The organism is Azospirillum sp. BE72 (genome assembly GCF_031455875.1).
In the GTDB taxonomy this organism is placed as follows: domain Bacteria; phylum Pseudomonadota; class Alphaproteobacteria; order Azospirillales; family Azospirillaceae; genus Azospirillum.
This window is the reverse complement of record NZ_JAVDTO010000024.1, coordinates 31,557-54,897: the sequence shown is the minus strand read 5'-3', so window position 1 is coordinate 54,897 and position 23,341 is coordinate 31,557. Positions and strand designations below refer to the sequence as shown.

27 protein-coding genes and 1 pseudogene are annotated in these 23,341 nt (G+C 67.1%); 10 read left to right on the top strand and 18 right to left on the bottom strand.

All coding sequences use genetic code 11. The features are described from left to right. Positions 1 to 172 precede the first annotated feature (172 nt). Entirely contained in the window at positions 173 to 712 is a 540-nt protein-coding gene (locus J2Y49_RS30325; RefSeq protein ID WP_310119334.1) for a transposase, read from the bottom strand. Between the two features lie 61 nt (positions 713 to 773). Between J2Y49_RS30325 and J2Y49_RS30320 the strand changes: the two are divergent. Continuing rightward, positions 774 to 1,546, top strand: a pseudogene (locus J2Y49_RS30320) (IS5 family transposase); the annotation flags it as partial. A gap of 103 nt (positions 1,547 to 1,649) precedes the next feature. Here J2Y49_RS30320 and J2Y49_RS30315 read toward each other — a convergent pair. The 11 genes from J2Y49_RS30315 to J2Y49_RS30265 form a co-directional block, all read right to left on the bottom strand. Beyond that, positions 1,650 to 1,916 carry a hypothetical protein gene (locus J2Y49_RS30315; protein ID WP_310119333.1) on the bottom strand — a complete coding sequence of 89 codons (267 nt, stop codon included), beginning with the start codon at positions 1,914 to 1,916 and terminating at the stop codon, positions 1,650 to 1,652. After that, the gene (locus J2Y49_RS30310) at positions 1,913 to 2,218 is read right to left on the bottom strand and encodes a sensor histidine kinase (RefSeq protein WP_310119331.1); all 306 of its coding nucleotides are present in this window, start codon (positions 2,216 to 2,218) and stop codon (positions 1,913 to 1,915) included. The genes J2Y49_RS30315 and J2Y49_RS30310 overlap by 4 nt, the downstream gene beginning before the upstream one ends. A gap of 113 nt (positions 2,219 to 2,331) precedes the next feature. Continuing rightward, positions 2,332 to 2,454 (bottom strand): HWE histidine kinase domain-containing protein, encoded by a 123-nt coding sequence (locus tag J2Y49_RS30305; RefSeq protein WP_310119330.1) that lies wholly within the window; start codon positions 2,452 to 2,454, stop codon positions 2,332 to 2,334. A gap of 15 nt (positions 2,455 to 2,469) precedes the next feature. Continuing rightward, positions 2,470 to 2,736, bottom strand: coding sequence for a HAMP domain-containing protein (locus J2Y49_RS30300; RefSeq protein ID WP_310119352.1), 267 nt, complete (start codon positions 2,734 to 2,736; stop codon positions 2,470 to 2,472). A gap of 169 nt (positions 2,737 to 2,905) precedes the next feature. Further along, positions 2,906 to 3,790: an alpha/beta hydrolase gene (locus tag J2Y49_RS30295; RefSeq protein WP_310119329.1), complete on the bottom strand. Its 885-nt coding sequence runs from the start codon at positions 3,788 to 3,790 to the stop codon at positions 2,906 to 2,908. After that, positions 3,777 to 4,478, bottom strand: a complete 702-nt coding sequence (locus tag J2Y49_RS30290) for an ABC transporter ATP-binding protein (protein ID WP_310119328.1) — start codon at positions 4,476 to 4,478, stop codon at positions 3,777 to 3,779. Before J2Y49_RS30290 ends, J2Y49_RS30295 begins: the two co-directional genes overlap by 14 nt. Further along, on the bottom strand, positions 4,471 to 5,226 hold the full coding sequence (locus J2Y49_RS30285) for an ABC transporter ATP-binding protein (RefSeq protein ID WP_310119326.1): 756 nt from the start codon (positions 5,224 to 5,226) through the stop codon (positions 4,471 to 4,473). Before J2Y49_RS30285 ends, J2Y49_RS30290 begins: the two co-directional genes overlap by 8 nt. Next, a complete protein-coding gene (locus tag J2Y49_RS30280) occupies positions 5,223 to 6,233 on the bottom strand; it encodes a branched-chain amino acid ABC transporter permease (protein WP_310119324.1) in 1,011 nt (336 codons plus the stop codon). Before J2Y49_RS30280 ends, J2Y49_RS30285 begins: the two co-directional genes overlap by 4 nt. Further along, positions 6,233 to 7,147 (bottom strand): branched-chain amino acid ABC transporter permease, encoded by a 915-nt coding sequence (locus tag J2Y49_RS30275; protein WP_310119323.1) that lies wholly within the window; start codon positions 7,145 to 7,147, stop codon positions 6,233 to 6,235. Before J2Y49_RS30275 ends, J2Y49_RS30280 begins: the two co-directional genes overlap by 1 nt. 252 nt (positions 7,148 to 7,399) lie before the next feature. Then, on the bottom strand, positions 7,400 to 8,578 hold the full coding sequence (locus tag J2Y49_RS30270; RefSeq protein WP_310119322.1) for an ABC transporter substrate-binding protein: 1,179 nt from the start codon (positions 8,576 to 8,578) through the stop codon (positions 7,400 to 7,402). Positions 8,579 to 8,748: 170 nt separating this feature from the next. Next, entirely contained in the window at positions 8,749 to 9,705 is a 957-nt protein-coding gene (locus tag J2Y49_RS30265; protein WP_310119319.1) for a LysR substrate-binding domain-containing protein, read from the bottom strand. Positions 9,706 to 9,913: 208 nt separating this feature from the next. On the opposite strand from J2Y49_RS30265, the gene J2Y49_RS30260 reads away from it, so the two are divergent. From J2Y49_RS30260 to J2Y49_RS30220, 9 genes are all read left to right on the top strand, one after another. Next, positions 9,914 to 11,371, top strand: coding sequence for a 2-hydroxymuconic semialdehyde dehydrogenase (locus J2Y49_RS30260; protein WP_310119318.1), 1,458 nt, complete (start codon positions 9,914 to 9,916; stop codon positions 11,369 to 11,371). Between the two features lie 8 nt (positions 11,372 to 11,379). Further along, on the top strand, positions 11,380 to 12,177 hold the full coding sequence (locus tag J2Y49_RS30255; RefSeq protein WP_310119317.1) for a fumarylacetoacetate hydrolase family protein: 798 nt from the start codon (positions 11,380 to 11,382) through the stop codon (positions 12,175 to 12,177). After that, entirely contained in the window at positions 12,174 to 13,118 is a 945-nt protein-coding gene (locus tag J2Y49_RS30250) for an acetaldehyde dehydrogenase (acetylating) (RefSeq protein WP_310119315.1), read from the top strand. The genes J2Y49_RS30255 and J2Y49_RS30250 overlap by 4 nt, the downstream gene beginning before the upstream one ends. A gap of 1 nt (position 13,119) precedes the next feature. Then, positions 13,120 to 14,151, top strand: a complete 1,032-nt coding sequence (gene dmpG, locus J2Y49_RS30245; RefSeq protein WP_310119313.1) for a 4-hydroxy-2-oxovalerate aldolase — start codon at positions 13,120 to 13,122, stop codon at positions 14,149 to 14,151. Then, a complete protein-coding gene (locus J2Y49_RS30240; protein WP_310119312.1) occupies positions 14,148 to 14,942 on the top strand; it encodes a fumarylacetoacetate hydrolase family protein in 795 nt (264 codons plus the stop codon). The genes dmpG and J2Y49_RS30240 overlap by 4 nt, the downstream gene beginning before the upstream one ends. Then, positions 14,939 to 15,364, top strand: a complete 426-nt coding sequence (locus J2Y49_RS30235; RefSeq protein WP_310119311.1) for a RidA family protein — start codon at positions 14,939 to 14,941, stop codon at positions 15,362 to 15,364. The genes J2Y49_RS30240 and J2Y49_RS30235 overlap by 4 nt, the downstream gene beginning before the upstream one ends. Before the next feature lie 17 nt (positions 15,365 to 15,381). Further along, positions 15,382 to 15,924, top strand: a complete 543-nt coding sequence (locus J2Y49_RS30230; protein ID WP_310119310.1) for a 3-hydroxyanthranilate 3,4-dioxygenase — start codon at positions 15,382 to 15,384, stop codon at positions 15,922 to 15,924. Positions 15,925 to 15,985: 61 nt separating this feature from the next. After that, positions 15,986 to 17,065 (top strand): amidohydrolase family protein, encoded by a 1,080-nt coding sequence (locus J2Y49_RS30225; protein ID WP_310119309.1) that lies wholly within the window; start codon positions 15,986 to 15,988, stop codon positions 17,063 to 17,065. A 180-nt stretch (positions 17,066 to 17,245) separates the two neighbouring features. Next, positions 17,246 to 17,959 (top strand): IS6 family transposase, encoded by a 714-nt coding sequence (locus tag J2Y49_RS30220; protein ID WP_310119351.1) that lies wholly within the window; start codon positions 17,246 to 17,248, stop codon positions 17,957 to 17,959. A 170-nt stretch (positions 17,960 to 18,129) separates the two neighbouring features. Here the strand turns inward: J2Y49_RS30220 and J2Y49_RS30215 are convergent, their stop codons facing one another. From J2Y49_RS30215 to aroQ, 6 genes are all read right to left on the bottom strand, one after another. After that, positions 18,130 to 18,807, bottom strand: coding sequence for a TetR family transcriptional regulator (locus J2Y49_RS30215; RefSeq protein WP_310119308.1), 678 nt, complete (start codon positions 18,805 to 18,807; stop codon positions 18,130 to 18,132). Between the two features lie 120 nt (positions 18,808 to 18,927). Beyond that, on the bottom strand, positions 18,928 to 19,947 hold the full coding sequence (locus tag J2Y49_RS30210) for a TRAP transporter substrate-binding protein (protein WP_310119307.1): 1,020 nt from the start codon (positions 19,945 to 19,947) through the stop codon (positions 18,928 to 18,930). Positions 19,948 to 19,984: 37 nt separating this feature from the next. Then, entirely contained in the window at positions 19,985 to 21,262 is a 1,278-nt protein-coding gene (locus tag J2Y49_RS30205) for a TRAP transporter large permease subunit (RefSeq protein ID WP_310119306.1), read from the bottom strand. An 11-nt stretch (positions 21,263 to 21,273) separates the two neighbouring features. After that, the gene (locus J2Y49_RS30200) at positions 21,274 to 21,888 is read right to left on the bottom strand and encodes a TRAP transporter small permease (protein ID WP_310119305.1); all 615 of its coding nucleotides are present in this window, start codon (positions 21,886 to 21,888) and stop codon (positions 21,274 to 21,276) included. Between the two features lie 59 nt (positions 21,889 to 21,947). Then, positions 21,948 to 22,868, bottom strand: coding sequence for a shikimate dehydrogenase (locus J2Y49_RS30195; protein ID WP_310119304.1), 921 nt, complete (start codon positions 22,866 to 22,868; stop codon positions 21,948 to 21,950). Further along, positions 22,865 to 23,314, bottom strand: coding sequence for a type II 3-dehydroquinate dehydratase (gene aroQ, locus J2Y49_RS30190; RefSeq protein ID WP_310119303.1), 450 nt, complete (start codon positions 23,312 to 23,314; stop codon positions 22,865 to 22,867). Before aroQ ends, J2Y49_RS30195 begins: the two co-directional genes overlap by 4 nt. Positions 23,315 to 23,341 lie beyond the last annotated feature (27 nt).

The following is a 23,341-nucleotide window of genomic DNA, read 5'->3' as shown; positions in this document are numbered from 1 at the left end:
TCCTCCAGCGTTGCCGGCAGATTGGCGATCCGCTCCCGAGCACCTCGATAAACTGGCTTTGAGCGCCGGTTGGGGCTGCCGCGAGGGTCAAGCCGGTAGGAGACCAGCGCTCTTCGGGGGGTGAAGTCCTGATTTTGGCTGGAAATTTGGAAAAATGCGGGGGGTTTTGACGCTATACGGGCACAGTTCGCCCCTCGAGCCAGATCAGGCGTCGGAAATTGTAGGCGAGGTTGGCGATCCCGGTCTTCACCGTGGCGCGTCCGGGGCCGATGGTGCGGATGAACAGCGCCATGTGCTGCTTCTGGTCGGCGAAGACATGCTCGACGGCGGATCGCACAGCCGAGCGGGCGCGGTTGGCGCGCTGGTGCGGCCACGGCATCGGCCGCCCCTGCGGGTTGCGGAGGTCCACCATGCTGCGGCGGCCCGCCGCCGTGATGGCCGCTTCGTTGGCTTTCGAACGGTAGGCGCTGTCCGCCCACACCCGACTGTCGAAGGCCACCGGGTTGAGCAGGCCCGGCAACGGCGCACCGTCGTGCCGCGCGGCGTCGGTCACGATGAAGCGCCGGATCAGGCGGAACCGCCGGTCGATGTTGATGTGCGATTTGTAGCCGAAGGCCGGGATCAGCAGCCCTTCCGCCATACGCATCTCCGACCCGTCGAGCGTTGACCCCGGCTTCGCCTTGACGCGTCCCCGCTTCACTTGACCGGCCATGCTTCCGCCCCCCGCCTTCAGGACAAGGGAATCACCAGAAGGCCGAACACACTACAGTTTTTCGAGGCGTCCAATCGCCGCCTGGACTCCGCCGGCCACGGGGCGGGGCGGCAGACCGAAGGCCTGCTGGGCTCGCTCATGCGCCTGCTCGGCCTGGAGCTGCCGGTTCCGGATCCTACGGCGTTTTCCCCGCGCAGCGCCGGTCTGGAGATGGCGTCGACCCTGGTTGCGACGGATGGGCCAGTCACCGTGATAACCGACTCCACGGGGCTGAAGGTGTTCGGGGCTGGCGAGTGGCACCTGGAGAAGCACGGCGGCAAAGCGCGCCGGACCTGGCGCAAGCTGCACTTGGCTGTCAGCCCCGACACCGGGGAGATCATCGCCTTGGAGCTGACGAGCAACGAGGACAGCGACGCCTCTCTGGTCCGGCCGTTGCTCGACCAGATCACCCGCCCGATGGACGCAGTCACCGCAGACGGCGTGTACGACGCCGAGCCCGTCTATCGCGACGTTGCCGAGCGTGCGCCGGACGCCGAGGTGATCATCCCGTCGCGCGCCACCGCGGTGGTGAGCGACAGAGCCGAGACCGCCCCCACCCAGCGCGACCGCCACATCCGAATCATCAAGGAGCGCGGGCGTCTTGGCTGGCGACGCGCGGTCCAGTATGGACGGCGCGCTCTCGTCGAAGTGGCGATGCTCCGCTACAAGGTTCTCAACGGACGCAGCCTCTGCGCTCGAACTCTGCACGTGCAGAAAGTCGAAGCGGCCATCGGCTGCAAGGTCATGAACGTCATGACTGGCTTGGGCATGCCGGTCACCCGCAAGGTCGCCTGATTACCTCTGCTCTGGGGAGGGATCCGCCGGCACACCCATTTGCGCACCAAAGTTCACCCAGATCCTTCAAAAGCCAAAACAGAAATTAATCCCGGCTATAGTACTAAACGCCCAGCGGCCTCCAACGGGCCACGATCCGGATCAAATCCGCAAAATTATACGACTTCTGGAGCACCGGCTTGTCCTTGTCGCTCTCACGCAGGCCCTCTATCCCGTAGCCGGTGGCGAAGAGATAGAGGAAACTGCGCTCGCTCAGGATGTCCGCCATCTTCAGCGCACGTTCGAGCGCCATACCCACCAGCACCTCGTCCTCCACGATGAGCAGGCGCAGCCCCTGCACGTCGGATTGCGCTATGGCTGAAGTCGTCATGAGGTCGATATCCGATCCAGCGGCAATTCCATCACGCACTGCACCCCCTGCCGCCGGAAATCGAGGTGAACGGTGCCGTCGAGTTCGCCCGCCAAGCCGCACTCGATCAGGAGGGATCCGAAACCCTGCCGGTGGGGCGCCTCAACCCCCGGCCCCTCCGTCTCGCGCCATTCCAGGCATAGGCGCCGGTCCACAGACTTCTTCCGCTCCCAGCTGACGGCAACCTTTCCCGACGGGATGGAGAAGGCTCCGTACTTGGCGGCATTCGTCGCCAATTCGTGGAAGGCCAGCGCGAGCGTCACTGCCGCTTTAGGGCTGACGGAAACGTCGTCGCCATCGATGCTGAAGCGGTCTTCCGTGCGCTACCACGCGGTGGCAACTCGGGAAGCACCACGTCGTGAAGGTTGAAGTCGTGCTAGACGGTGCGGGTGAGGAGATTGTGGGGCTTCGACAGCGCCATCAGACGTTCGATGAAGCCCTTGTGAAAATCGTCCAGGCTGTCGGAATAATGGAAGGTCTGCGTGGCCATTGCCTGCACGATGGCCAGGATGCTCTACACACGGTGATTGAGTTCGTCGGTCAGAAGCTTCTGGCGCTTCTCCGCGCGTTCCCGCTCTTCCAGGTCGTCCAGGAAAGCGTTAAGGCCGCGCGTCAGTTCGGCGATTTGGTCGTCGCCGTGGGCCGGGAGACGGGTCCGCAGGCTGTTCCGGCCCTCCCGCAGCCGCCGGAACTGTCCGGCAATGCGCCGGATCGGATCCACCACCCCTCGTGAATAGGACAGGGCGGCCAAGCCGACCACGACCAGGCAGGCCAGCCCCACCAAGGCCGTCGCCTTACCGATCCCTGCGGCCTGCGTCTCTGGGGGGAGGATAGTAAAGGGCGCTGGACGCCCCCGAACGGGGGGCATTGACGTGGCGGGTCATGGTGGAAGTGACGGGCGAGGACGGCGCGGTGATGCAGCACGTGATCTCCGAGGCTGATGCGGACGGTCACCCGGAGCCGCGGATCAACCGCAGGATGCCCCGGGTCAGCGGATCGTCCCGGCAGGTCATGCCCAGGATGATGTCGAAATGGTTGCGGCCGGGGACTTCGACGAAGCCGGTCGGGTTCCCCTGGCATTCGAGTGCCGCCCGGTAGAGTGCCGTCTGCCGCTTGAACTCGCCGGTGTCGCTGGGGGCGTAGCTCAGTAGCACCGGCAGGTCGGGGCGCGGCAGCCGGCGGAGCGGGCTGTTGGCGGCGGCGCTCTCCGCCGTTAGGCGTGCCCACTCGTTGACATGGCAATGGCGCAGCGGCTCCAGGTCGTAGAGGCCGCTGATCAGGGTGGCGCTCCTCACCGCATCGCGCGGCAGGCCGGAACCGTCCTGCCAGCTGTCCGCGGCCAGCATGGCGCCGAGATGTCCGCCGGCCGAATTGCCGCCGACATGGATCCGCGCCGGGTCGCCGCCGTAGCGGGCGATGTTGGCATGGACCCAGGCCAGCGCGGCGCGGCACTGGCGCACCGTCTCCGCCAACTCGACGTTGGGCAGCAGCGCGTAGTTCACCGTCACCACCATCACGCCCTCCGCCGTGATCAGCGGCGCCATGAAACCGCTGTCCGCCGCGTCGAGCAGACGCCAATAGCCGCCGTGGACGAAGACGAAGACCGGCACCGGCCGGTCGGCTCCCGGAACGCGGTAGATGTCCAACCGCTCCGGCTCGCTCGGGCCATAGGGTACCCCGGTCTCGCAGGGCAGCGCCGCCTTGGCCTCGTCGGTCAGGCGGCGGTAGCGAGCCAGGATCGGCCAGATGTCGTCCACCGTGCCTCGGGCGTCGTATTCCCGGTCCAGCCGCACCCGGTCGAAGCCACGCCACGCCTCTGAATCAGACGCCGACATAGGCTTCCACCCGCAACTTGTCGCGCGACAGATCGTCGGAGCGGCCGGACCAGACGATGCGGCCCTTCTCCATCACGTAATGGCGGTCGGCGATGCGCATCAGATGGTCGATGTTCTTGTCGATCACCAGGATCGCCTGTCCCTCCGCCTTCAGCCGCTCCAGGCAATTCCAGATTTCCAGCCGGATCAGCGGAGCCAGCCCCTCCGTCGCCTCGTCCAGGATCAGCAGGTGCGGGTTGATCATCAGGGCGCGCCCGATGGCGACCATCTGCTGCTCGCCGCCCGACAGAGTGCGCGCCTTCTGCCGCCGCCGCTCGTGCAGGCGGGGGAACAGCGCAAACACCCGCTGCAGGGTCCAGGGGGCGGCGTGGCCGGTGCGGTTGGCGGCGGTGGCGACCAGATTCTCCTCAACCGTCAGGGTCGGGAAGACGTGCCGCCCCTCCGGCACCAGCCCGAGGCCGAGCGCGCCGATGCGGTGCGCCGCCAGCCCGTGGATCGCCTGCCCGCGCAAGCTGATCCGCCCGCCCGACGGACGGACCAGCCCGGTCACCGACTTGACCAGCGTGGTCTTGCCCATGCCGTTGCGGCCCATCAGCGTCACCATCTCCCCCGGTGCCACCGCCAGATCGACACCGAACAGCACCTTGCTGCGGCCGTAGCCGCTCTCAAGTCCGGCGACCTCAAGCATGGATCTTCTCCTCCCCCAGATAGGCGGCGCGCACACGGGGGTCGTTGCGGATCTCCCCGGCGGTGCCCGACGCGACGATCCGACCGGCGACCAGGACCGAGATGCGGTCGGCCAACGCGAACACCGCGTCCATGTCGTGTTCCACCAGCAGGATGGTTACCCATCCCTTCAGCTGGCGTAGGATGGAAACCACCTGCCGCGAGTCCGAAGCACCCATGCCGGCCATCGGCTCGTCCAGGATCAGCACCTGCGGCTGGAGCGCCAACGCCACCGCCAGTTCGAGCTGGCGCATCTCGCCATGCGACAGATCCTCTACCAGCGTGTCGGCCCGAGCGGTCAGGCCGGTGGTGGCAAGCGCGTGGCGCGCCGGGTTGCGCAGCCGGGTGTCGCTGCGGGCGTCGGTCCAGAAGCGGAAGGAATGGCCGGCGCGTGCCTGCACCGCCAGCGCAACATTGTCCTCCACCGTGAAGCCGTGGACCAGCTGCGTGATCTGGAAGGAGCGGCCGAGACCGGCCAGGGCGCGGCGTTCCACCGGCCAGCCGGTGACGTCGCGCCCGTTCAGCAGGACCATGCCGGTGTCGGGGCGCAGCTCTCCGGTGATCTGCCCGATCAGGGTCGATTTGCCGGCCCCGTTCGGGCCGATGACCGCATGCACCTCCCCCGCCGCGAGGTCAAGCGACAGCCCGTCGGTGGCGATCAGGCTGCCGAAGCTCTTGCGCAGCTCGCGCAAGGACAGGGCCGGGCTCATCGCCGCACCTTTCCGAACATGCTCAGCAGTCCCCCTTCGAGAAGCAGCACGACCAGCACCAGGATCGGCCCCAGGATCAGCATCCAGTGCTCGGTCAGGTCGGCCAGCCAGACCTCCAGCAGGACGAAGGCGGCGGCGCCGATCACCGGGCCGATAAGGGTGCCGACCCCGCCCAGCACCACCATGACGATCACCTCGCCGGAGCGGATCCAGCTCAGCATCTCCGGACTGACGAAGCGGGCCTCGTTGGCGGCGAGGGCGCCGGCCAGACCGGCGATGGCGCCGGACAGCACGAAGGCGGCCAGACGGTAGCGGGTGACGTCGTAGCCCAGCGCGCGCATTCGCCGCTCCGACACGCGGGCTCCCCTCAGCACCATGCCGAAGCGGGCGTTGGTCAGCCGCTTCAATCCGAAGAAGACCAGCAGCAGCATGGCGAGGCAGGCGTAGTAGAAGACCGCCGGTTCCGACAGCGCCAGCCCCGGCATGCTGTTGCGGGCGGACATGATGAGGCCGTCGTCGCCGCCGTAATACTTCAGCCCGACCATGACGTAGAAGATCATCTGGGCGAAGGCGAGCGTGATCATGATGAAATGGACGCCGCGGGTCCGCAGGCTGAGGAGCCCGATCGCCAAGGCGGCCAGCCCCGACACCGCCATCGCCAGCGGCAGCGTGACCAGTCCCGACCGGCTCCCGGCGAAACCCAGGATCGGCACGCCCTCGTCCAAGTGGAAGCCCAGGACCGCCACGGTGTAGCCGCCCAGCCCGAAGAAGGCGGCGTGACCGAAGCTGACCAGCCCGCCGTAGCCGAGCACGAGGTCGAGGCTGAGCGCCAGCATCGCCATGATGACGATGCGGGTGGCGAGAGTGACCAGATAGCTGTCGTTCAGCAACTGCGACAGCGGCGGGATCAGAACGAGGACGGCGAACAGGGCCGCCGCCTCCATCAACGGCCGCTGGGATGGACGGCGGATGCCGGCCGGTGCGGCGGTGCTTGCGACGAGTGCCATCAGCGTTGCTCCGGAAACAGGCCCTGCGGGTGCAGGATCAGCACCACCGCCATGACCAGATAGATCGCGACCGAGGCCACCGACATGCCGAGCGCGTCGGCGACCGAGCTGCTGAACAGCAGCTTGAACAGGCCGGGCACGAAGGCGCGGCCCAGCGTATCGACCAGTGCTATCAGCATCGAGCCGGCGAAGGCCCCCTTGACCGAGCCGACCCCGCCGACCACGACGACGACGAAGGTCAGGATCAGGATCTGCTCGCCCATGCCGATCTGGGTGGACTGGATCGGGGCGGCGAGGATGCCGGCCAGCCCGGCCAGCCCGGCGCCCAGCGCGAAGACGATGGTGTAAAGCCAGGCGATGTCGACGCCCAGCACCGCCACCATGTCGCGGTCGCTGGCCCCGGCCCGCACCAGCATGCCCAGCCGCGTGCGCTCCACCAGCAGGTGCAGCACGACCGCCACCGCGGCTCCCACACCCACCACCGCCAGCCGGTAGACCGGATAGGACAGCCCCGGCATCAGCTGGACCGAGCCGTTGAGCCAGTCCGGCACCGAGACCAGCAGCGGGGCGCGGCCCCACAGGATGGTGGCCAATTCGTTGGCGGTCAGGATCAGGCCGAAGGTCGCCAGCACCTGATAGAGATGGTCGCGGTGGTAGAGCCGGCGGAAGATCGCCATCTCAACCGCCAGCCCGACCGCGGCCGCCCCGGCCATGCCGGCGAGGATGCCCAGCGGCAGCGACCCGGTGCGGGCGCCGACCGTGGTGCCGACGAAGGCCCCGATCATGTAGAGTGACCCGTGGGCCAGATTGATCAGCCCCATGATGCCGAAGATCAACGTCATCCCGGTCGCCAGCAGGAACAGGGTGAAGCCGAGCTGAACGGCGTTCAGCGACTGTTCGACGAGAAGTTGCACGGGAACGGCCTCCCAGTGAGTGGGCTTGGTTCGTGCCCTCTCCCCTCCACGACGCTTTGCAGAACTCCAACCACCTGTCCGTCGTCATTCCCGCGAAGGCGGGAATCCAGCAAGAGCCGCGTCTGCGGCGACGTAAGTCGGTGTCCCGGTACGAGACCCATAAGGCTCGCGGGCGCTCGCACTGGATCCCCGCCTACGTGGGGATGACGATGCAAGGGGGGCTGCTGAAAGCATGTTCAGGGAGAATGGGCTTTACAACTTGCACGCTTCCGCGTGCGAATCGCCGTGGGAGCCGAAGATCAGTTCGCCGGTCTTCAGCGCCACCTGCCCATCGGATCCTGCCACCGCCTTGACCTGATACCAAGCCTGGACCGGATGCTGGTTGGGGCCGAAGCGGAAGCTGCCGCGGGTTAGCTTGACCACCGACGACAGCATGGCGCCGCGGAAGGCTTCCGGTTCCAGCTTACCCTCCGTCTTGCGCAGGGCGGCGCCGATCAGCAGGGCGGCGTCGTAGCCCTGGCTGGCGTAGACGCTGGGGCCGCGCCCATAGGTCTCGGTAAAGGCTTTGACGAACTTCTGGTTCACCGGATTGTCGAAGTCGGTGTTCCAATGGGTGGAGCCGAGCAGACCGGCTGCGGCCGGGCCGGTGGCGGCGACGGTGCGCTGCTCCAGCGACGGTTCCGACAGCACCATCGGGATCTCGTCCTTCAGGCCGGCCTGGGCGTACTGCTTGAGGAAGGCGATGCCCTGGCCGCCGGAATGAGCCTGGAACACCACGTCGGGCTTCAGCGAGCGGACCTTGGCGATCTCCGCCGAGAAGTCCGTCTGATCGAGGCGGGTGTAGATCTCCTCCGTCACCTCGCCCTTGAAGAAGCGCTTGAAGCCGGCGATGGCGTCCTTGCCGGCGGGGTAGTTGGCGGCGAGCACCACGGCGCGCTTGTAGCGCAGGTTGGTGGCGAGCTGCCCGGTCGCCTCGTGCAGGGAATCGTTCTGCCACGCGGTCTGGAAGTAGTTCTTGTGGCAACCCGCCCCGGCATATTGCGACGGCGCGCCGTTCAGCCCGACGAACAGCGCGTTCTTCTCCAGGATCGCAGGCACCGCGGCGAGGACCGCGTTGGAGAAGATCATGCCGGTGAACAGCCTGACGCCGTCGCGCTGCATCATCTTCTCGGCGATCTGACGGGTGGTGGCCGGCTTGAGGTTGTCGTCCTCCACCAACACCTCCACCGGGACGTAGCCCAGCTTGCCGCCACCCTCCTTGACCGCCAGCAGGAAGCCGTCGCGCACGTCCTCGCCCAGATAGCCGGCGGTGGTGGACAGCGTGGTGATGAAGCCGATCTTCACCGCGTCCTCCGCCAGTGCCGGCCCGGCTGCGGACGCCGTCAGCGACAGCGCCACCAGGCTTGCAGCGAGCGTCTTGCCTGCCGTCATGTCCCTTCTCCCTCTTCTGCGATCTGGTTGGATTTTCTTGCGCGGCCGTCCGCGCCGCGCCCACGGTCGGGGCGGCGGACGGGAAACCGGCCGGATTTGGAAATTGGAGTGCGGGGACAGCTTCCCCCCGCCTCACATTCCGATCAAATGAGTTTTCTCGAATTGGCTATTCAAAGATTGAATAGCGAACGCCACTCCGCCTCTTCCCGGCGCAGCGTCTCTGCGACGATGCGCATCTCGGCCAGCAGGGCTTCGCAGACCGGCGACAGCTCGCTGCCGGCGCGGCGGGAGATGCCGACCGGTCCCAGCGTCTCGGTCAGCGGGACCGGCAAAATGCGCACCTGCCCGCTCTTGGCCAGGGTGCGGATGGCCTGGAACGGCATGATGCCGATGAAGTTGGCGTCGAGCAGCAGGCGCAGATTGTTGACCAGCGACACGCTTTCGATCACCTGCACCGGAGTGGCGACGCCGACGTCGTAGAACACCTTCTCCACCTGTCGGCGCAGGGTGGTCTCCGGTGACGGCAGGATCCACTCCCAGGCCGCCAACTCGGCGAGAGAAGGTTTGTCGCGTCCGGCCAGCGGATGTTCCGCCCGCACCGTCAGACAGGCGATCTCGCGGTAGAGCGGTTCCTGCTCGATCCCCTCACGCTCGCGGTATTCCGGCAGGCGGCCGACCACCACGTCCAGCTCGCCCCGGCGCAGCGCCGGCACCAGGATGTCGTTTGCCCCCTCGCGCACCGCGACCGAGACGCGCGGGCGCGCCTTCTTCAGCCGGATGATCGCTTCCGGCAGCAGCCGGACCGAGGCGGCGATCAGCGAACCGACCGCAACCCGACCGCCTGCCCCGTCGCGCAGATCCGTCAGTTCCTCCTCCGCATGGGTGAGCTGGGCAAGCACGAGGCGGGCGTGACGGGCCAGCGCGGTGCCGGCGGCGGTCGGCTCCACCCCACGGTTGGTGCGGTCGAACAGCGGCGATCCCACCGCCGCCTCCGCATCCTGCAGGGTCTTGGTGACGGTCGGCTGGGTCAGGTTCAGGTGCTGCGCGGCACGCACGATGCTGCGGTACTGATCGACCGCGACGACGACGTTGAGCTGGCGCATGGACAAGCGGCGGGCGAGAGACATGCTGCCATGCTATGTCGCCGCTATTCCTATTGTGAATAGCCAATTCGATAAATCTCATTTGATCGGAATGCCGGGGCCGGCCATCCTGCCTGTCACCGGGCCGCCGCAGCGACGGCCGCCCCACCCCGACAGCATCCGCCGCTTGGACGGAGCCGCCTCACCGCGGCCCCGCAAGACCACCCGCGTTCCTTTGAGAGATGGACAGGCCATGAGGGCTTTGCTTCGCAATTACGTCGGCGGCGCCTGGGTCGAGACCGGCCGGACCTTCGCCAACATCAATCCGGTCAACGGCGCCAAGGTCTGCGACGTGTCGGAGGCCGACGCCGCCACTGTCGCCCGCGCCGTCGAGGCCGCCAGCCGGGCGCGCGACGGCGACTGGGGCCGGATGGGCGACGAGGAGCGCGCCGCCCTGCTGCGCCGCGTTGCCGACCGGATCGAGGCGCGCTTCGACGATTTCCTGGAGGCGGAGGTCGCCGACACCGGCAAATCCTATCCGCAGGCGCGCACCATCGACATCCCACGCGGGGCGGCGAACTTCCGCATCTTCGCCGACTTGATCAAGGCCTACCCCAACGAATCCTACGAGATGACGACCCCCGACGGGGCGGGCGCGCTGAACTATTCCATCCGCCGGCCTCTGGGGGTGGTGGCGGTGATCGCGCCATGGAACCTGCCGCTGCTTCTGCTGAGCTGGAAGGTCGCCCCGGCGATGGCCGCCGGCAATGCGGTGATCGCCAAGCCGTCCGAAGAGACCCCCTCCACCGCCACCCTGCTGGCCGAGGTGATGGACGAGGTCGGCGTGCCGGCCGGCGCCTTCAACCTCGTCCACGGCTTCGGCCCGGATTCGGCAGGCGAGTTCCTGACCCGTCATCCCGATGTGGACGCCATCACCTTCACCGGGGAAAGCCGAACCGGCACCGCGATCATGAAGGCGGCGGCGGAGCGGGTGAAGCCGATCTCGTTCGAACTCGGCGGCAAGAACCCGGCGGTGGTGTTCGCCGACTGCAACCTGGATGCCGCGATCGCCGGCGTGGCGCGGGCGGTGTTCACCAACTGCGGCCAGGTCTGCATGTGCACCGAACGGGTCTATGTCGAGCGCCCGATCTTCGACCGCTTCGTCCGCGGCTTGAAGGAAAAGGCGGAGGCGTTGACTCTCGGCCGCCCCGCCGATACCGGCGTCGATACCGGCCCGCTTATCTCCGCCGGCCACCGCGACAAGGTGCTGTCCTATTACCGGCTGGCGGTGGAGGAAGGAGCCACGGTCGTCACCGGCGGCGGGGTTCCCCGCTTCGGCGACGAGCGCGACGAGGGCTTCTTCATCCAGCCCACGGTGTGGACCGGCCTGTCCGACGAGGCCCGCGTCTGCCGCGAGGAGATCTTCGGCCCCGTCTGCCACGTCGCCCCCTTCGATACCGAGGAGGAGGCGGTCCGCCGGGCCAACGACACCGATTACGGCCTGTGCGCCTCGGTGTGGACGCAGAACCTGTCGCGCGGCCACCGCGTCGCCAAGCGGATCACCGCCGGGCTGGTCTGGGTCAACAGCTGGTTCCTGCGCGACCTGCGCACCCCGTTCGGTGGAGTCAAGCTGTCCGGCATCGGGCGCGAGGGCGGCATCCATTCCCTGAACTTCTATTCCGAACCCTCCAACATCTGCATCAAGCTGTGAGGAGCCGCATGAGCGACCCTATCACCAAAGCGGCCAATTCCCTTTGGGAAGCCGCTCGAACCGGCCGGGCCTGCGCCCCGGTCCGCCTTCTGCTGGGCGAGAGCGGCGTCGAGGCTGCCTATGCCGTCCAGGAGCGCAACACCGAGCGGCGTCTGGCCGAGGGCGCGCGGCTGGTCGGGCGCAAGATCGGCCTGACTGCCAAGTCGGTGCAGGCGCAGCTCGGCGTCGATCAGCCCGACTACGGCATGCTGTTCCACGACATGGACGTCGCCAACGGCGGTGAGATCCCCTGGGGCCGGCTGATCCAGCCGAAGGTAGAGGCGGAGATCGCCTTCATCCTGGGCCGCGACCTCGACGACGACCGGCTGACCACCGCCGACCTGCTGTCCGCCATCGCCTGGGCGGTGCCGGCGCTGGAGATCGTGGACAGCCGGGTGGAGGGTTGGAACATCCGGATCGCCGACACCGTGGCCGACAACGCCTCCTCCGGCCTGTTCGTGCTGGGTCACGAGATGCGCCGGCTCGACGCCCTGGACCTGATCGGCTGCGGCATGGCGCTGGAGCGTGACGGGGAGCTGGTCTCTTCCGGCGCAGGGGCCGCCTGCCTGGGATCGCCGGTCAACGCCGCCCTGTGGCTGGCGCGGGTGATGGCGCGCGCCGGCCGGCCGCTGAAGGCCGGCGACGTGGTGCTGTCGGGGGCGCTGGGGCCGATGGTCCCGGCGACGCCGGGAGCGGCGTTCGAGGCGCGCATCGAAGGGCTCGGCACCGTCCGGGTCGGCTTCGGCAAGGAAGGTTCGTCGCAATGAGCAAGGTGAAATGCGCCATCATCGGGTCGGGCAACATCGGCACCGACCTGATGATCAAGATCCTGCGCCTGTCGCAGACGCTGGAGTTGGCCGCCCTGGTCGGCGTCGATCCGGACTCCGACGGCCTCGCCCGCGCCGCCCGCATGGGGGTGGCGATCACTGCGGACGGTGTCGACGGGCTGCGGGCGATGGCGGCGTATCCGGAGATCCGCATCGTCTTCGACGCCACTTCGGCCAAGGCGCATGCCCGCCATGACGAGGTTCTGCGCGCCGACGGCAAGCAGGTGATCGACCTGACCCCGGCGGCTGTCGGCCCCTACGTCGTGCCGCCGGTCAACCTCGACCAGCATCTGGCCGCCGGCAACCTCAACATGGTGACCTGCGGCGGGCAGGCGACCATCCCGATCGTCCATGCCGTCAACCGGGTCGCCAAGGTGCATTGGGGCGAGATCGTCGCCTCCATCGCCTCGAAGTCGGCCGGACCCGGCACGCGGGCCAACATCGACGAGTTCACCGAGACCACGGCCCGAGCCATCGAGACGGTGGGTGGGGCCGCCCGCGGCAAGGCCGTCATCATCCTGAACCCGGCCGAACCGCCGCTGATCATGCGCGACACCGTCTATTGCCTGTGCGACGACGCCGACACCGACGCCATCCGCGCCTCGGTCGAGGAGATGGTGGAGACGGTGCGTGGCTATGTCCCCGGCTACCGGCTGAAGCAGGCGGTGCAGTTCGAACGGATCGGCAACAACGACCCTCTGCACATCGCCGAACTCGACCGTGCCTTCACCGGGCTGAAGGTCACCGTCTTTTTGGAGGTGGAGGGTGCGGCCCATTACCTGCCGGCCTATGCCGGCAACCTCGACATCATGACCTCGGCGGCGCTGAAGACGGCGGAACGTCTGGCCGACCGGCGCGACTGGGGCGGAAAGGCCAACTGAGATGTCCGCGATCCCCAACCGACTCTATATCCAGGACGTCACGCTGCGCGACGGCATGCATGCCATCCGTCACCGCTACGATCTGGGCCATGTCCGCGCCATCGCCGAGGCGCTGGACGACGCCGGCGTCGATGCCATCGAGGTGGCGCACGGCGACGGGCTGTCCGGCTCCTCCATCAACTACGGCTTCGGCGCCTGCACCGACTGGGCCTGGATCGAAGCGGCGGGCAAGGTCTGCCGCCGGGCGAAGCTGACCACGCTGCTGCTGCCGGGCATCGGCACCATCGAGGATCTGAAGCGGGCGCGCGACCTCGGCGTCCTTTCCGTCCGGGTGGCGACCCATTGCACCGAGGCAGACGTTTCGGCCCAGCACATCGCCGCTGCCCGCGACCTCGGCATGGACGTCTCCGGCTTTCTGATGATGAGCCACATGACGCCGCCCGCGGCCCTGGCCGCCCAGGCGAAGAAGATGGAGAGCTACGGCGCCCACTGCGTCTACGTCACCGACAGCGGCGGGGCGCTCACCATGCGCACGGTGGCCGAGCGCTTCGGCGCTTATGACGAGGCGCTGAAACCCACCACCGAGCGTGGCATCCACGGCCATCACAACCTGTCGCTCGGCGTCGCCAACTCGGTCGCCGCGGTGGAGGGCGGGGCGCAACGGGTGGACGCCTCGCTGACCGGCATGGGGGCCGGGGCCGGCAATGCGCCGCTGGAGGTGTTCATCGCCGTCGCTGACCGCTATGGCTGGAGCCACGGCTGCGACCTGTTCAAGTTGCAGGACGCGGCGGAGGAACTGGTCCGCCCGCTCCAGGACCGCCCGGTGCGGGTGGATCGCGAGACGCTGACGCTGGGCTATGCCGGCGTCTATTCCAGCTTCCTGCGCCATGTCGAGCGCGCCTCGCAGACCTATGGGGTGGAGACGCGCGAGATTCTGGTCGAACTCGGCCGCCGCGGCATGGTCGGCGGGCAGGAGGACATGATCGTCGACGTGGCGCTCGACCTGCTCTCCCGCAAGGAGGCAGCGGCATGACCATCAACCTGGAGCAACTGGCCGAAGCGGTGGACGAAGCGGCGCGCACCGGCACCGCCATCGCGCAACTCACCGACGCTCATCCCGATCTCGACTCCGTCACCGGCTATGCGGTGCAGCGGCTGTCGATCCAGCGCCGGCTGAATCGGGGGGAACGGCAAATCGGCATCAAGATGGGGCTGACCTCGCGCGCCAAGATGCGGCAGGTCGGTGTCAACGAGGTGATCTGGGGCCGCCTGACCGACGCTATGCGCATCGAGGATGGCGGGGAGATCGCGCTGTCCGGCCGCATCCATCCGCGGGTCGAGCCGGAAATCGCCTTCCTGCTGAAGAAGCCGCTGTCCGGCCGGGTCAGCCCGGCGGAGGCGCTGGCGGCGGTGGAGGCGGTCGCCCCGGCGATGGAGATCATCGACAGCCGCTACCGCGACTTCAAATTCAATCTGGCCGACGTGGTGGCGGACAATGCCTCCTCCTCCGGCCTGATCCTGGGAGCACCGCGGCCGGTGGGGACCGACTTCGCCAATTCCTGGGCCAATCTCGGCATGGTGATGCGGTTCGCCGGGCAGCCGGTGCAGATCGGTTCCTCCGCCGCCATCCTCGGTCACCCGCTGCGCTCGCTGGTCGCCGCCGCGCGGCTGGTGGCGGAGGCTGGGGAGATTCTGTCGCCCGGCGACATCGTGCTGGCCGGTGCGGCGACCGAGGCGGTGGCCCTGCGCCCGGGCCTGCACGTTCGCACCGACATCCAGGGGCTGGGATCGGTCTCCTTCACCGTGCGGGGAGAGGCACCATGACGGTCAAGGCGACCCTGGTCGCGGGCAAGGCGACGCCGCGCGGCCGCTTTCCCCACATCAAGCGGGCGGGGGACTTCCTCTACGTCTCCGGCACCTCGTCGCGCCGGCCGGACAACAGCTTCGCCGGGGTGGCGGTGGACGCCATGGGCACCACCGACCTGGACATCCGCGCCCAGACCCGGGCGGTGATCGACAACATTGCCGACATCCTGCGGGCCGAGGGCGCCACTCTCGGCGATCTGGTGGAAGTCATCGCATTCCTGGTCAACATGAACGACTTCAAGGGTTACAACGAGGTCTACGCCGAGCATTTCGACGAGACCGGCCCGACCCGCACCACGGTTGCGGTTCACCAACTGCCGCACCCGCACCTGCTGATCGAAATCAAGGCCGTGGCCTACAAGCCGCTGCCGCGGCCGTAACCGGGGGGAACCAGACGATGGCGCGTCTTCAGGGCTTCAACTTCCAGAGATGGATCGACGAGCACCAGCACCTGCTGAAGCCGCCGGTCGGCAACCAGCAGATCTGGGAGAACGCCGACCTGATGGTGACGGTGGTCGGCGGTCCCAACCGCCGCACCGACTACCATGACGATCCGGTGGAGGAGTTCTTCTACCAGTTAAGGGGCAACATGGTGCTGAAGGTGGTGGACAACGGCGAGTTCTACGACGTGCCGCTGCGTGAGGGGGACATCTTCCTGCTGCCGCCGCACGTCCGCCACTCGCCGCAGCGGCCGATGGAGGGGTCCATCGGGCTGGTGGTGGAGCCCAAGCGCCCGCCTGGCGCGCTCGACGCCTTCGAATGGTACTGCTTCGAGTGCCGCCACCTCGTCCAGCGGGTGGAGGTCAGCCTGGTCTCGATCGTTCGCGACCTGCCGCCGCTCTACAAGGCGTTCTACGAGAGCCACGACAGGCGCGTCTGCCCGCACTGCGGCACTGTCCACCCCGGCAAGGAACCGCCGGCCGGCTGGGTGACGCTGTAGCTTCCTGCCCTCTTCCGCCCTGGGAGAGGGTTTGCAAATCCACCCGATGCAAGGACCCGACATGTCCCTCGTGATCGACATGCACAGCCACTTCCTGCCCGAATCCTGGCCGGATCTTGCCGAGCGGTTCGGCGAGCCGGACTGGCCGTGGATGAAGCACCATGGTGGCGGACAGGCCATGGTGATGATCGGCGACACGCCGTTCCGCCCGGTCTATTCCGCCTCCTGGGACGTCGCCAAGCGGCTGGAGGAGATGGACCGCGACGGCATCGACCATCAGGTGATGTGCGCCACCCCCGTTCTCTTCGCCTATCTGCGCCAGCCGCGGCACGCGCTGGACTGCGCCCGCCTGTTCAACGACATGGCGCTCGAGATGTGCGCGCGCTCCGGCGGGCGGATCCATGCAATGGCGCAGGTGCCGTTGCAGGACATCGACGCCTCCTGCCTCGAGATCGAGCGGGCGATGGCCAACGGCCACATCGGCGTGCAGATCGGCAACCATGTCGGCGAGAAGGATTTCGACGACGAGGGGATCTTGACCTTCCTGCATCACTGCGCCGACATCGGCTGCCCGATCCTGGAACACCCGTGGGACATGATGGGGCGGGAGCGGATGAACCGCTACATGATGCAATGGCTGGTCGCCATGCCGGCGGAAACCCACCTGTCGATGCTGTACCTGATCCTGTCGGGGGCGCTGGAGCGGCTGCCGCAGAGCCTGCGCATCTGTTTCTCCCATGGCGGTGGCAACTTCGCCTTCACGTTGGGCCGGGTGGACAATGCCTGGAGACACCGCGACATCGTGCGCGAGAAGTGCCCCAGCCTGCCTTCCAGCTACTTGAAGCGCTTCTGGGTGGATTCCGCCGTGTTCGACGAGAACGCGTTGCGCTATCTGGTGAACACGATTGGCGACGACCGGGTGATGTTCGGCACCGACTACCCCTTCCCGCTGGGCGAGCAGCGAATGGGCTCGCTGGTGCGCGAGGCCACCAGCCTGTCCGCCGCCGAAAAGAGCCGGATCCTGGGGCTGAACGCGGTGGATTTCTTCGACCGCAACTTCGCCCCGGTCGGCCGAGTGGCCGAATTGCCGATGCGCGACAGCAGCAGGGCAACGACGTTGACTGGTTCGCGCGGGGCTTAGTCACCGGGCGCGGCACCCACTGCCTGGATGCCGCCAGCCACGCTCGGAACCTCCAGCACCGGAATGGCGCGCTCGTGCGCCCGGCCGATCCAGGCAGCGGCCCGGGTTCCGTTGCAAAGTCTGCCGGCATGCGGAGATCGGATAGAACCCGGCCTTCTCGGCGGCTGGGGTGACACGGTGATGCGCAGCAGGAAGAGCCCGTTCAAGGGTCGGCGGTTCACGACGGAGCTGATCCTGTGGGCGGTGCGCTGGTGCCTGCCGTTCCCGATCAGCTACCGTGATCTCGAACGGATGCTGGCCGATCGTAGCATGGCGGTGGACCATACGACCATCTTTCGCTGGATCCAGGTTTACGCACTGGATTTGGACAAGCGCCTCCGCTCGCTCCTGAGCATGACGAATGGCTCCTGGCGAGTGGACGAGACGTATGTGAAGGTGAAGGGGCGGTGGATGTACCTGTACCATGCCGTCGATGCGCGCGGGCAGACCATCGACTTCCTGCTCAGCGCCAAGCGCGATGCGGCCGCGGCCCGGCGCTTCTTCCGCAAGGCGCTGAAGCAGACCTGCATCGTCGACCCGCGCGCCCTCGCCGTGGACAAGAACTCTGCCTGCCCATGCGCGGCCACGGCAATGAAGAAGGCCGGCGAACTGTGGCGTTTCACCGAGCTCCGACAAAACAAATACCTCAACGACATCGTTGAAAAGGATCACCGGCGGATCAAACGGCTGGTCCGGCCAGGGCTCTGCTTCAAGAGCTTCCACACGGCGCGCCGGACGGTCGCCGGCTACGAAATCATGGCGATGGTGCGCAAGGGGCAGGTCCCCGCCATTCCCGCCAACGACATGCCCGCCCAGGTGACCTTCATCGCCCACCTGTTCGGGTTGGCTGCCTGACGACACGGGCGCCGCGACTCTCCGCGCCTACCGTCAAACTTTGGAACGGAACCCTCCCGCCCGCATGCTGGATCGCGGACGCCCGCACTCGGTCCGCATCGCCTGATCATCGACGGCGCCGGGGCGGATTCTACCCTTCTCGACCCCGCTGCAACCCGCCGACGTGAGCCTCAGGCGCCCGCTGCCTCGGTTTTGAGAAGGCTGACGATGGCGTCGGCGATCATCCGCTTGTGACGGGTGCGGGTGTCGGCGGCGGCGAGATTCTGGTGAAAGATGAGGTTGAAAGTGTGGCGGTTCGATACCCTGAAGAAACAGAAGGCACTGATCATCAAGTGCAGGTCGATCGGCTGGATGTCGGCCTTGAACACGCTCGTTGCGCGGCCGCGCTCCAGAATGCGGGCCAGCGTATCGATGACCGTGATGTTCAGGTTGGCGATCGCCTTCGACTTCTTCATATGTTCGGCACGGTGGATATTCTCGATGCTGACCAGTCGGATGAAATCCTCGTGCTGCTCCTGATAGTCGAAGGTGAAGTCGATCAGCGCGCGGATCGCCGCCTCCGGTTCCAGATCCTGGAGGTTCAGGCGATTCTCGATGGCGCGGATATCGCCGTAGACCTTCTCCAGCACGGCAAGATACAGCTCCTCCTTGCCGCCGAAGTAATAATAGATCATGCGCTTGGTGGTGCGGGTGCGGGCGGCGATGGCGTCGACCCGGCCGCCGCTGAAGCCCAGCGAGGAGAACTCCTCCGTCGCCACCTCGAGGATGTCCTGGCGGGTGCCTTCGGGGTCGTTCTTGCGGCTCGGCTTGGCCTTGCGGTTCGTCTCGGTCGCGTCGTCCGCGGTCATGCCCCGCCCCATGCTGATATGGCGCGCCAGCGCCCACAACGGAGGTAATGAACGAACCGGACCAAAAGCTCAATCCCGGAGTGGCGGAGCGGGCGAACCCGCTCCACCCGGCAGGCCGGCTCAGTTCGACGCGCGCTTCTTCTCGATTGTCGCATAGGCCTGGGATACCAGCGCCTCGCCGATATCGGCCTTGTACTTGTCGACCACTGGCTTGACTTTCTCGCGGATTTTGGTGAGCTCATCGGCCGGCAGTTCGTTGATGGTCATGCCCTTCGCCTTCAGCGACGCCAGCGCGTCGGTTTCCTGGTCGCGCGACAGCTTGCGCTGGAAGACGGTGGCCTCGGCGGCGGCGCTCTGGAACAGGGCCTTCTCGTCGGCGTTCAGGGTATCCCAGAACTTCTTCGAAATGAGCAGTGACTGCGGATTGTAGATATGCCGCGTGATCGTCATGTATTTCTGGACTTCGTTGAACTTGGTCAGTTCGATGGTCTTGGCCGGGTTCTCCTGCCCGTCGACGGTGCCGGTCTCCAGGGCGCCGTACAGTTCGGGGAATGCCAGCGGCACCGGGTTGGCGCCCAGCGACTTGAAGATGTCGATGTAGATCGGCGTCTGGATGACGCGGATCTTCAGGCCGGCGATGTCGGCGGCGGTCTTCACCGGCCGGCGGTTGTTGGTCAGGTTGCGGAAGCCCAGATCCCAGAAGCCCAACCCGACCAGCCCCTTTTCCGGCAGCTTCGCCATCAGCTGCTCGCCCACCGGACCGTCCAGCAGCGCGTCGACCTCCGCCCCGCTGTTGAACAGGAAGGGCAGGTCGACCAGTGCGAATTCCTTGGCCTGGGAAACCAGGATGCCGGCGTTCATCACCGACATCTCGACGATGCCGCCCTGCAGTGCCGACACGGTCTGCACGTCACCGCCCAGCGTACCGCCGGGGAACAGCTTCACCTTGATCTTGCCGCCGCTCTTGGCCTCGACGATGTCGGCGAACTTCTGGGCGCCCTGGCCCTGCGGGTGCTCCTTGACGTTCTGGAAGGCGAACTTGACCGAACGCTCCTTGTACTCCGCGGCGGCGGCGCTGCCGACGAACAGCAGGCCCGGCAGGATCAGTCCGGCCAGCAGTGATTTCATAGACGTCTTCATGGGTTTCCTCCGGGTTTGTTCTTGAAGAATGAGCGGATCAGCGCGTGAGCCAGGACGCCGGCACCATTACCAGCGACGGGAACAGGGTCAGCAGGACCAGCACGAAAAGCTGGACGAGCAGGAAGGGCCAGACCCCCTTGACGAGCGCTTCCATGCGAAGCTTCGACACGCCGCAGACGACGTTCAGCACGGTGCCGACCGGCGGCGTGATCAGCCCGATGGCGCAGTTCATGATGAACAGCACGCCGAAATAGACGGGGTCGATGCCGGCCTGCTTGCACACCGGGACCAGGATCGGCGTCAGGATCAGGATGGTCGGGGTCATGTCCATCGCCGTGCCGATCGCCACCACCAGCGCCATCATCGCCAGCAGAAGCAGGGTCGGGTTGTCCATCAGCGGTTCCAGCAGGTCGGACACCATGCCCGGCAGGTTGGCGACCGTGATCAGCCAGGACGACACCAGCGCCGCGGCGACCAGGAACATAACGATGCTGGTCGTCTTCGCCGCCCCCAGCAGGGCCGGGTAGATGTCGGCGACGCTCATCTCGCGATAGACGCAGACGGCGACGAACAGCGAATAGACGGCGGCGACCACGGCGGCTTCGGTGGGCGTGAACACGCCGAACTTCAGCCCGACGATGATCACCGGCAGCATCAGCGCCCACACGCCCTCGCGCATCACCGACAGCACCTCGCGCAGCGGACGGCGCGGCGGCGGAACCAGATTTTCCTTGCGCGATACGTACCACCAGGCGGCGCAAAGCCCGACGGCCAGCAGGATTCCGGGGAAGAGGCCGGCCAGGAACAGCTTGGTGACGGAGACGTTGCCGGCCACGCCGTAGATGACGAAACCGATGGAGGGCGGAATGATCGGCGCGATGATCGATCCGGCTGAGATCAGACCCGCCGACTGGCTGCGGTCGTGCCCGGCCGCCACCATCATCGGCACCAGCAGGGTGGCGAGCGCCGCCGCATCCGCCACGGCGGACCCGGACAAGCTCGCCATCACCGTCGCCGCCAGGATCGCGACATAGCCGAGCCCGCCGCGGATATGGCCGACCAGAGCCATGGCGAGATTGACGATGCGCTTGGCCAGCCCGCCGGTGTTCATGATCTCGCCGGCCAGCATGAAGAAGGGCACGGCCATCAGCGGAAAGCTGTCGGCGCCGTTGATCAGGTTCTGAGCCACGATCTGCGCGTCGAACAGGTCGAGATGGATCATCAGCGCCACGCCGCACAGCAGCAGGGCATAGGCGATGGGCATGCCGATGGCCATGGCGCCCAGCAGGGAGCCGAGGAAGATGGTGATGGTCATGGTCCGCGTCCTCAGCGGCTGGGGGCGGTGCGGGGAGGCATCGGCAACACCTCTTCCCGATTGGTGCCCTGGTGCGTGCGGTGGCCTCCGGTATGGACGCCATGGGCGGTTGCTTCCGGCAGATCTTCCGATTCCGCGACCATCACGAGGTCGGCGTCGGAGATTTTGCCGGTCAGCAGCAGATACATCTCATGCAGCAGGATGGCACCGGTCGACAGTCCGAACACCACGCCGATGCCGTAGAGCAGCCCCATCGACAGGCCGGTGGCCGGCGCCTGGGCACTCCAGTTGATCAGGGTCTGGGTCCAGCTTCCCTGCAGCACCAGCCAGGTGACCCACAGCATCAGGCCGCAGCTGGCGACGGCGCAGGCAATCCTGCCGGATCTTGGCAGGCGCGCCACCAGGACGTCGACCCCCAGATGCGCCCGCTCGCGCAGGCCGAGGATGGCGCCGAGGAAGCACATCCAGACGAAGAACAGGCGCGACATCTCCTCCGACACGGTGATGCCGCTGTTGAAGGCATAGCGCAGCACCACATTGCCGAACACCAGCACGACCATGCCGGCCATGCACAGCGCCATCAGGATCTTGATGAGGGTGAAATAGGCCTCGACCAGCTGTCTCATGCGGTCCTCCCGGTGCCGGCCTTCCGGGCCGGATTCTTGGTGTCGATTGCGGCCGAGTATCAGGCTGCCGGCGTGCCGGCGTCCATCGACGCGAAATGCGCGCGGACGCGCTCGGCATCCGGCGAAACTCCGGTGAACAGGCGGAAGGCGTCCACCGCCTGGAACACCGCCATGCCACCGCCGTCCAGGGTCCGGCAGCCGATGGCGCGGGCAGTGCGCAGCAACTCGGTCTCCAGCGGGAAATAGACGATCTCCGCCACCCACAGCCGCGGATGCAGCATGTCCGCCGGCAGTGGCAGGCCGGGGAATTTCGCCATTCCCGTGGGGGTGGCGTGGATCAGCCCGTCCGCCGCCGCCGCGGCGGCCCGCAACTCGTTCCGATCGGCGATCGCCGCGGCCCGCCCGGCGCCGAACCGATCGTTGAGCTGATCGGCCAGCAGCACGGCCCGCGCCGGGTCGGCGTCGACGATGTCCAGCCGGCCCGTCCCGAGATGGAAGGCGGCATGACCGACTGCCGCACCGGCCCCACCGGCGCCCAGAAGCACCACCCGGTCCATCGGCACGCTGCCGAGGCCGCGGCGGAAGCCTTCGGTGAAGCCGGAACAGTCGGTATTGTAGCCGACCCGCCGGCCATCCTTCAGCACGACGGTGTTGACCGCCCCGATGGCGCGGGCATCGTCCGACAGCTCGTCCAGCAGCGGGATGATCGCCTGCTTGCAGGGAAAGGTGACGTTCAGGCCGGTGTAGCCCATGCGTTCGGCACCCGACAGCAACTCCGGCAGGGCGTCGGCACCGATGCCGAGACGGTCGAGGTCGATCAGCCGGTAGATGCAGCGCAGGCCGAGCGCATCGGCCTCCCGCTCATGCATCGCCGGGGTTCGCGAAGCCTGAATGCCGGCGCCGATCAACCCGACGAGGATCGAGTTTCCGGGGATGGGGGCGGGGGCGGGGACGGCGGTCGGCCGGGAAATGGCGTTCATTTCGCGGCGCTCTCAAGCAGCCGGGCCATGCGCTGGAGGGCCAGCGTGTAGCCCTGTGTGCCGAAGCCGCAGATCACCCCGGCCGCGACGCGTGACACATAGGAGAAGTGGCGGAATTCCTCGCGCCTGTGGATGTTGGAGATGTGGACCTCCAGGATGGGGAAGGCGCAGGCCGACAGCGCGTCCATCAGCGACACCGAGGTATGGGTCAGGCCGGCCGGATTGATGACCAGCCCGTCGACCGTCTCGCGCGCCTCGTGAATCCAGTCGATCAGCACATGTTCGGCGTTGGACTGCCGGAAATCGACGGCAAGCCCCAGACTTTCGCCGGTGCTGCGGCAGTCGGCTTCGACGTCGGCCAGGGTCTCGAAGCCGTAGATGTGCGGCTCGCGCTTGCCCAGCAGATTGAGGTTGGGTCCGTTCAGGACCAGGATCGGGCGGCTCATGGTGGGGCATCTCCAAACAAACGCACT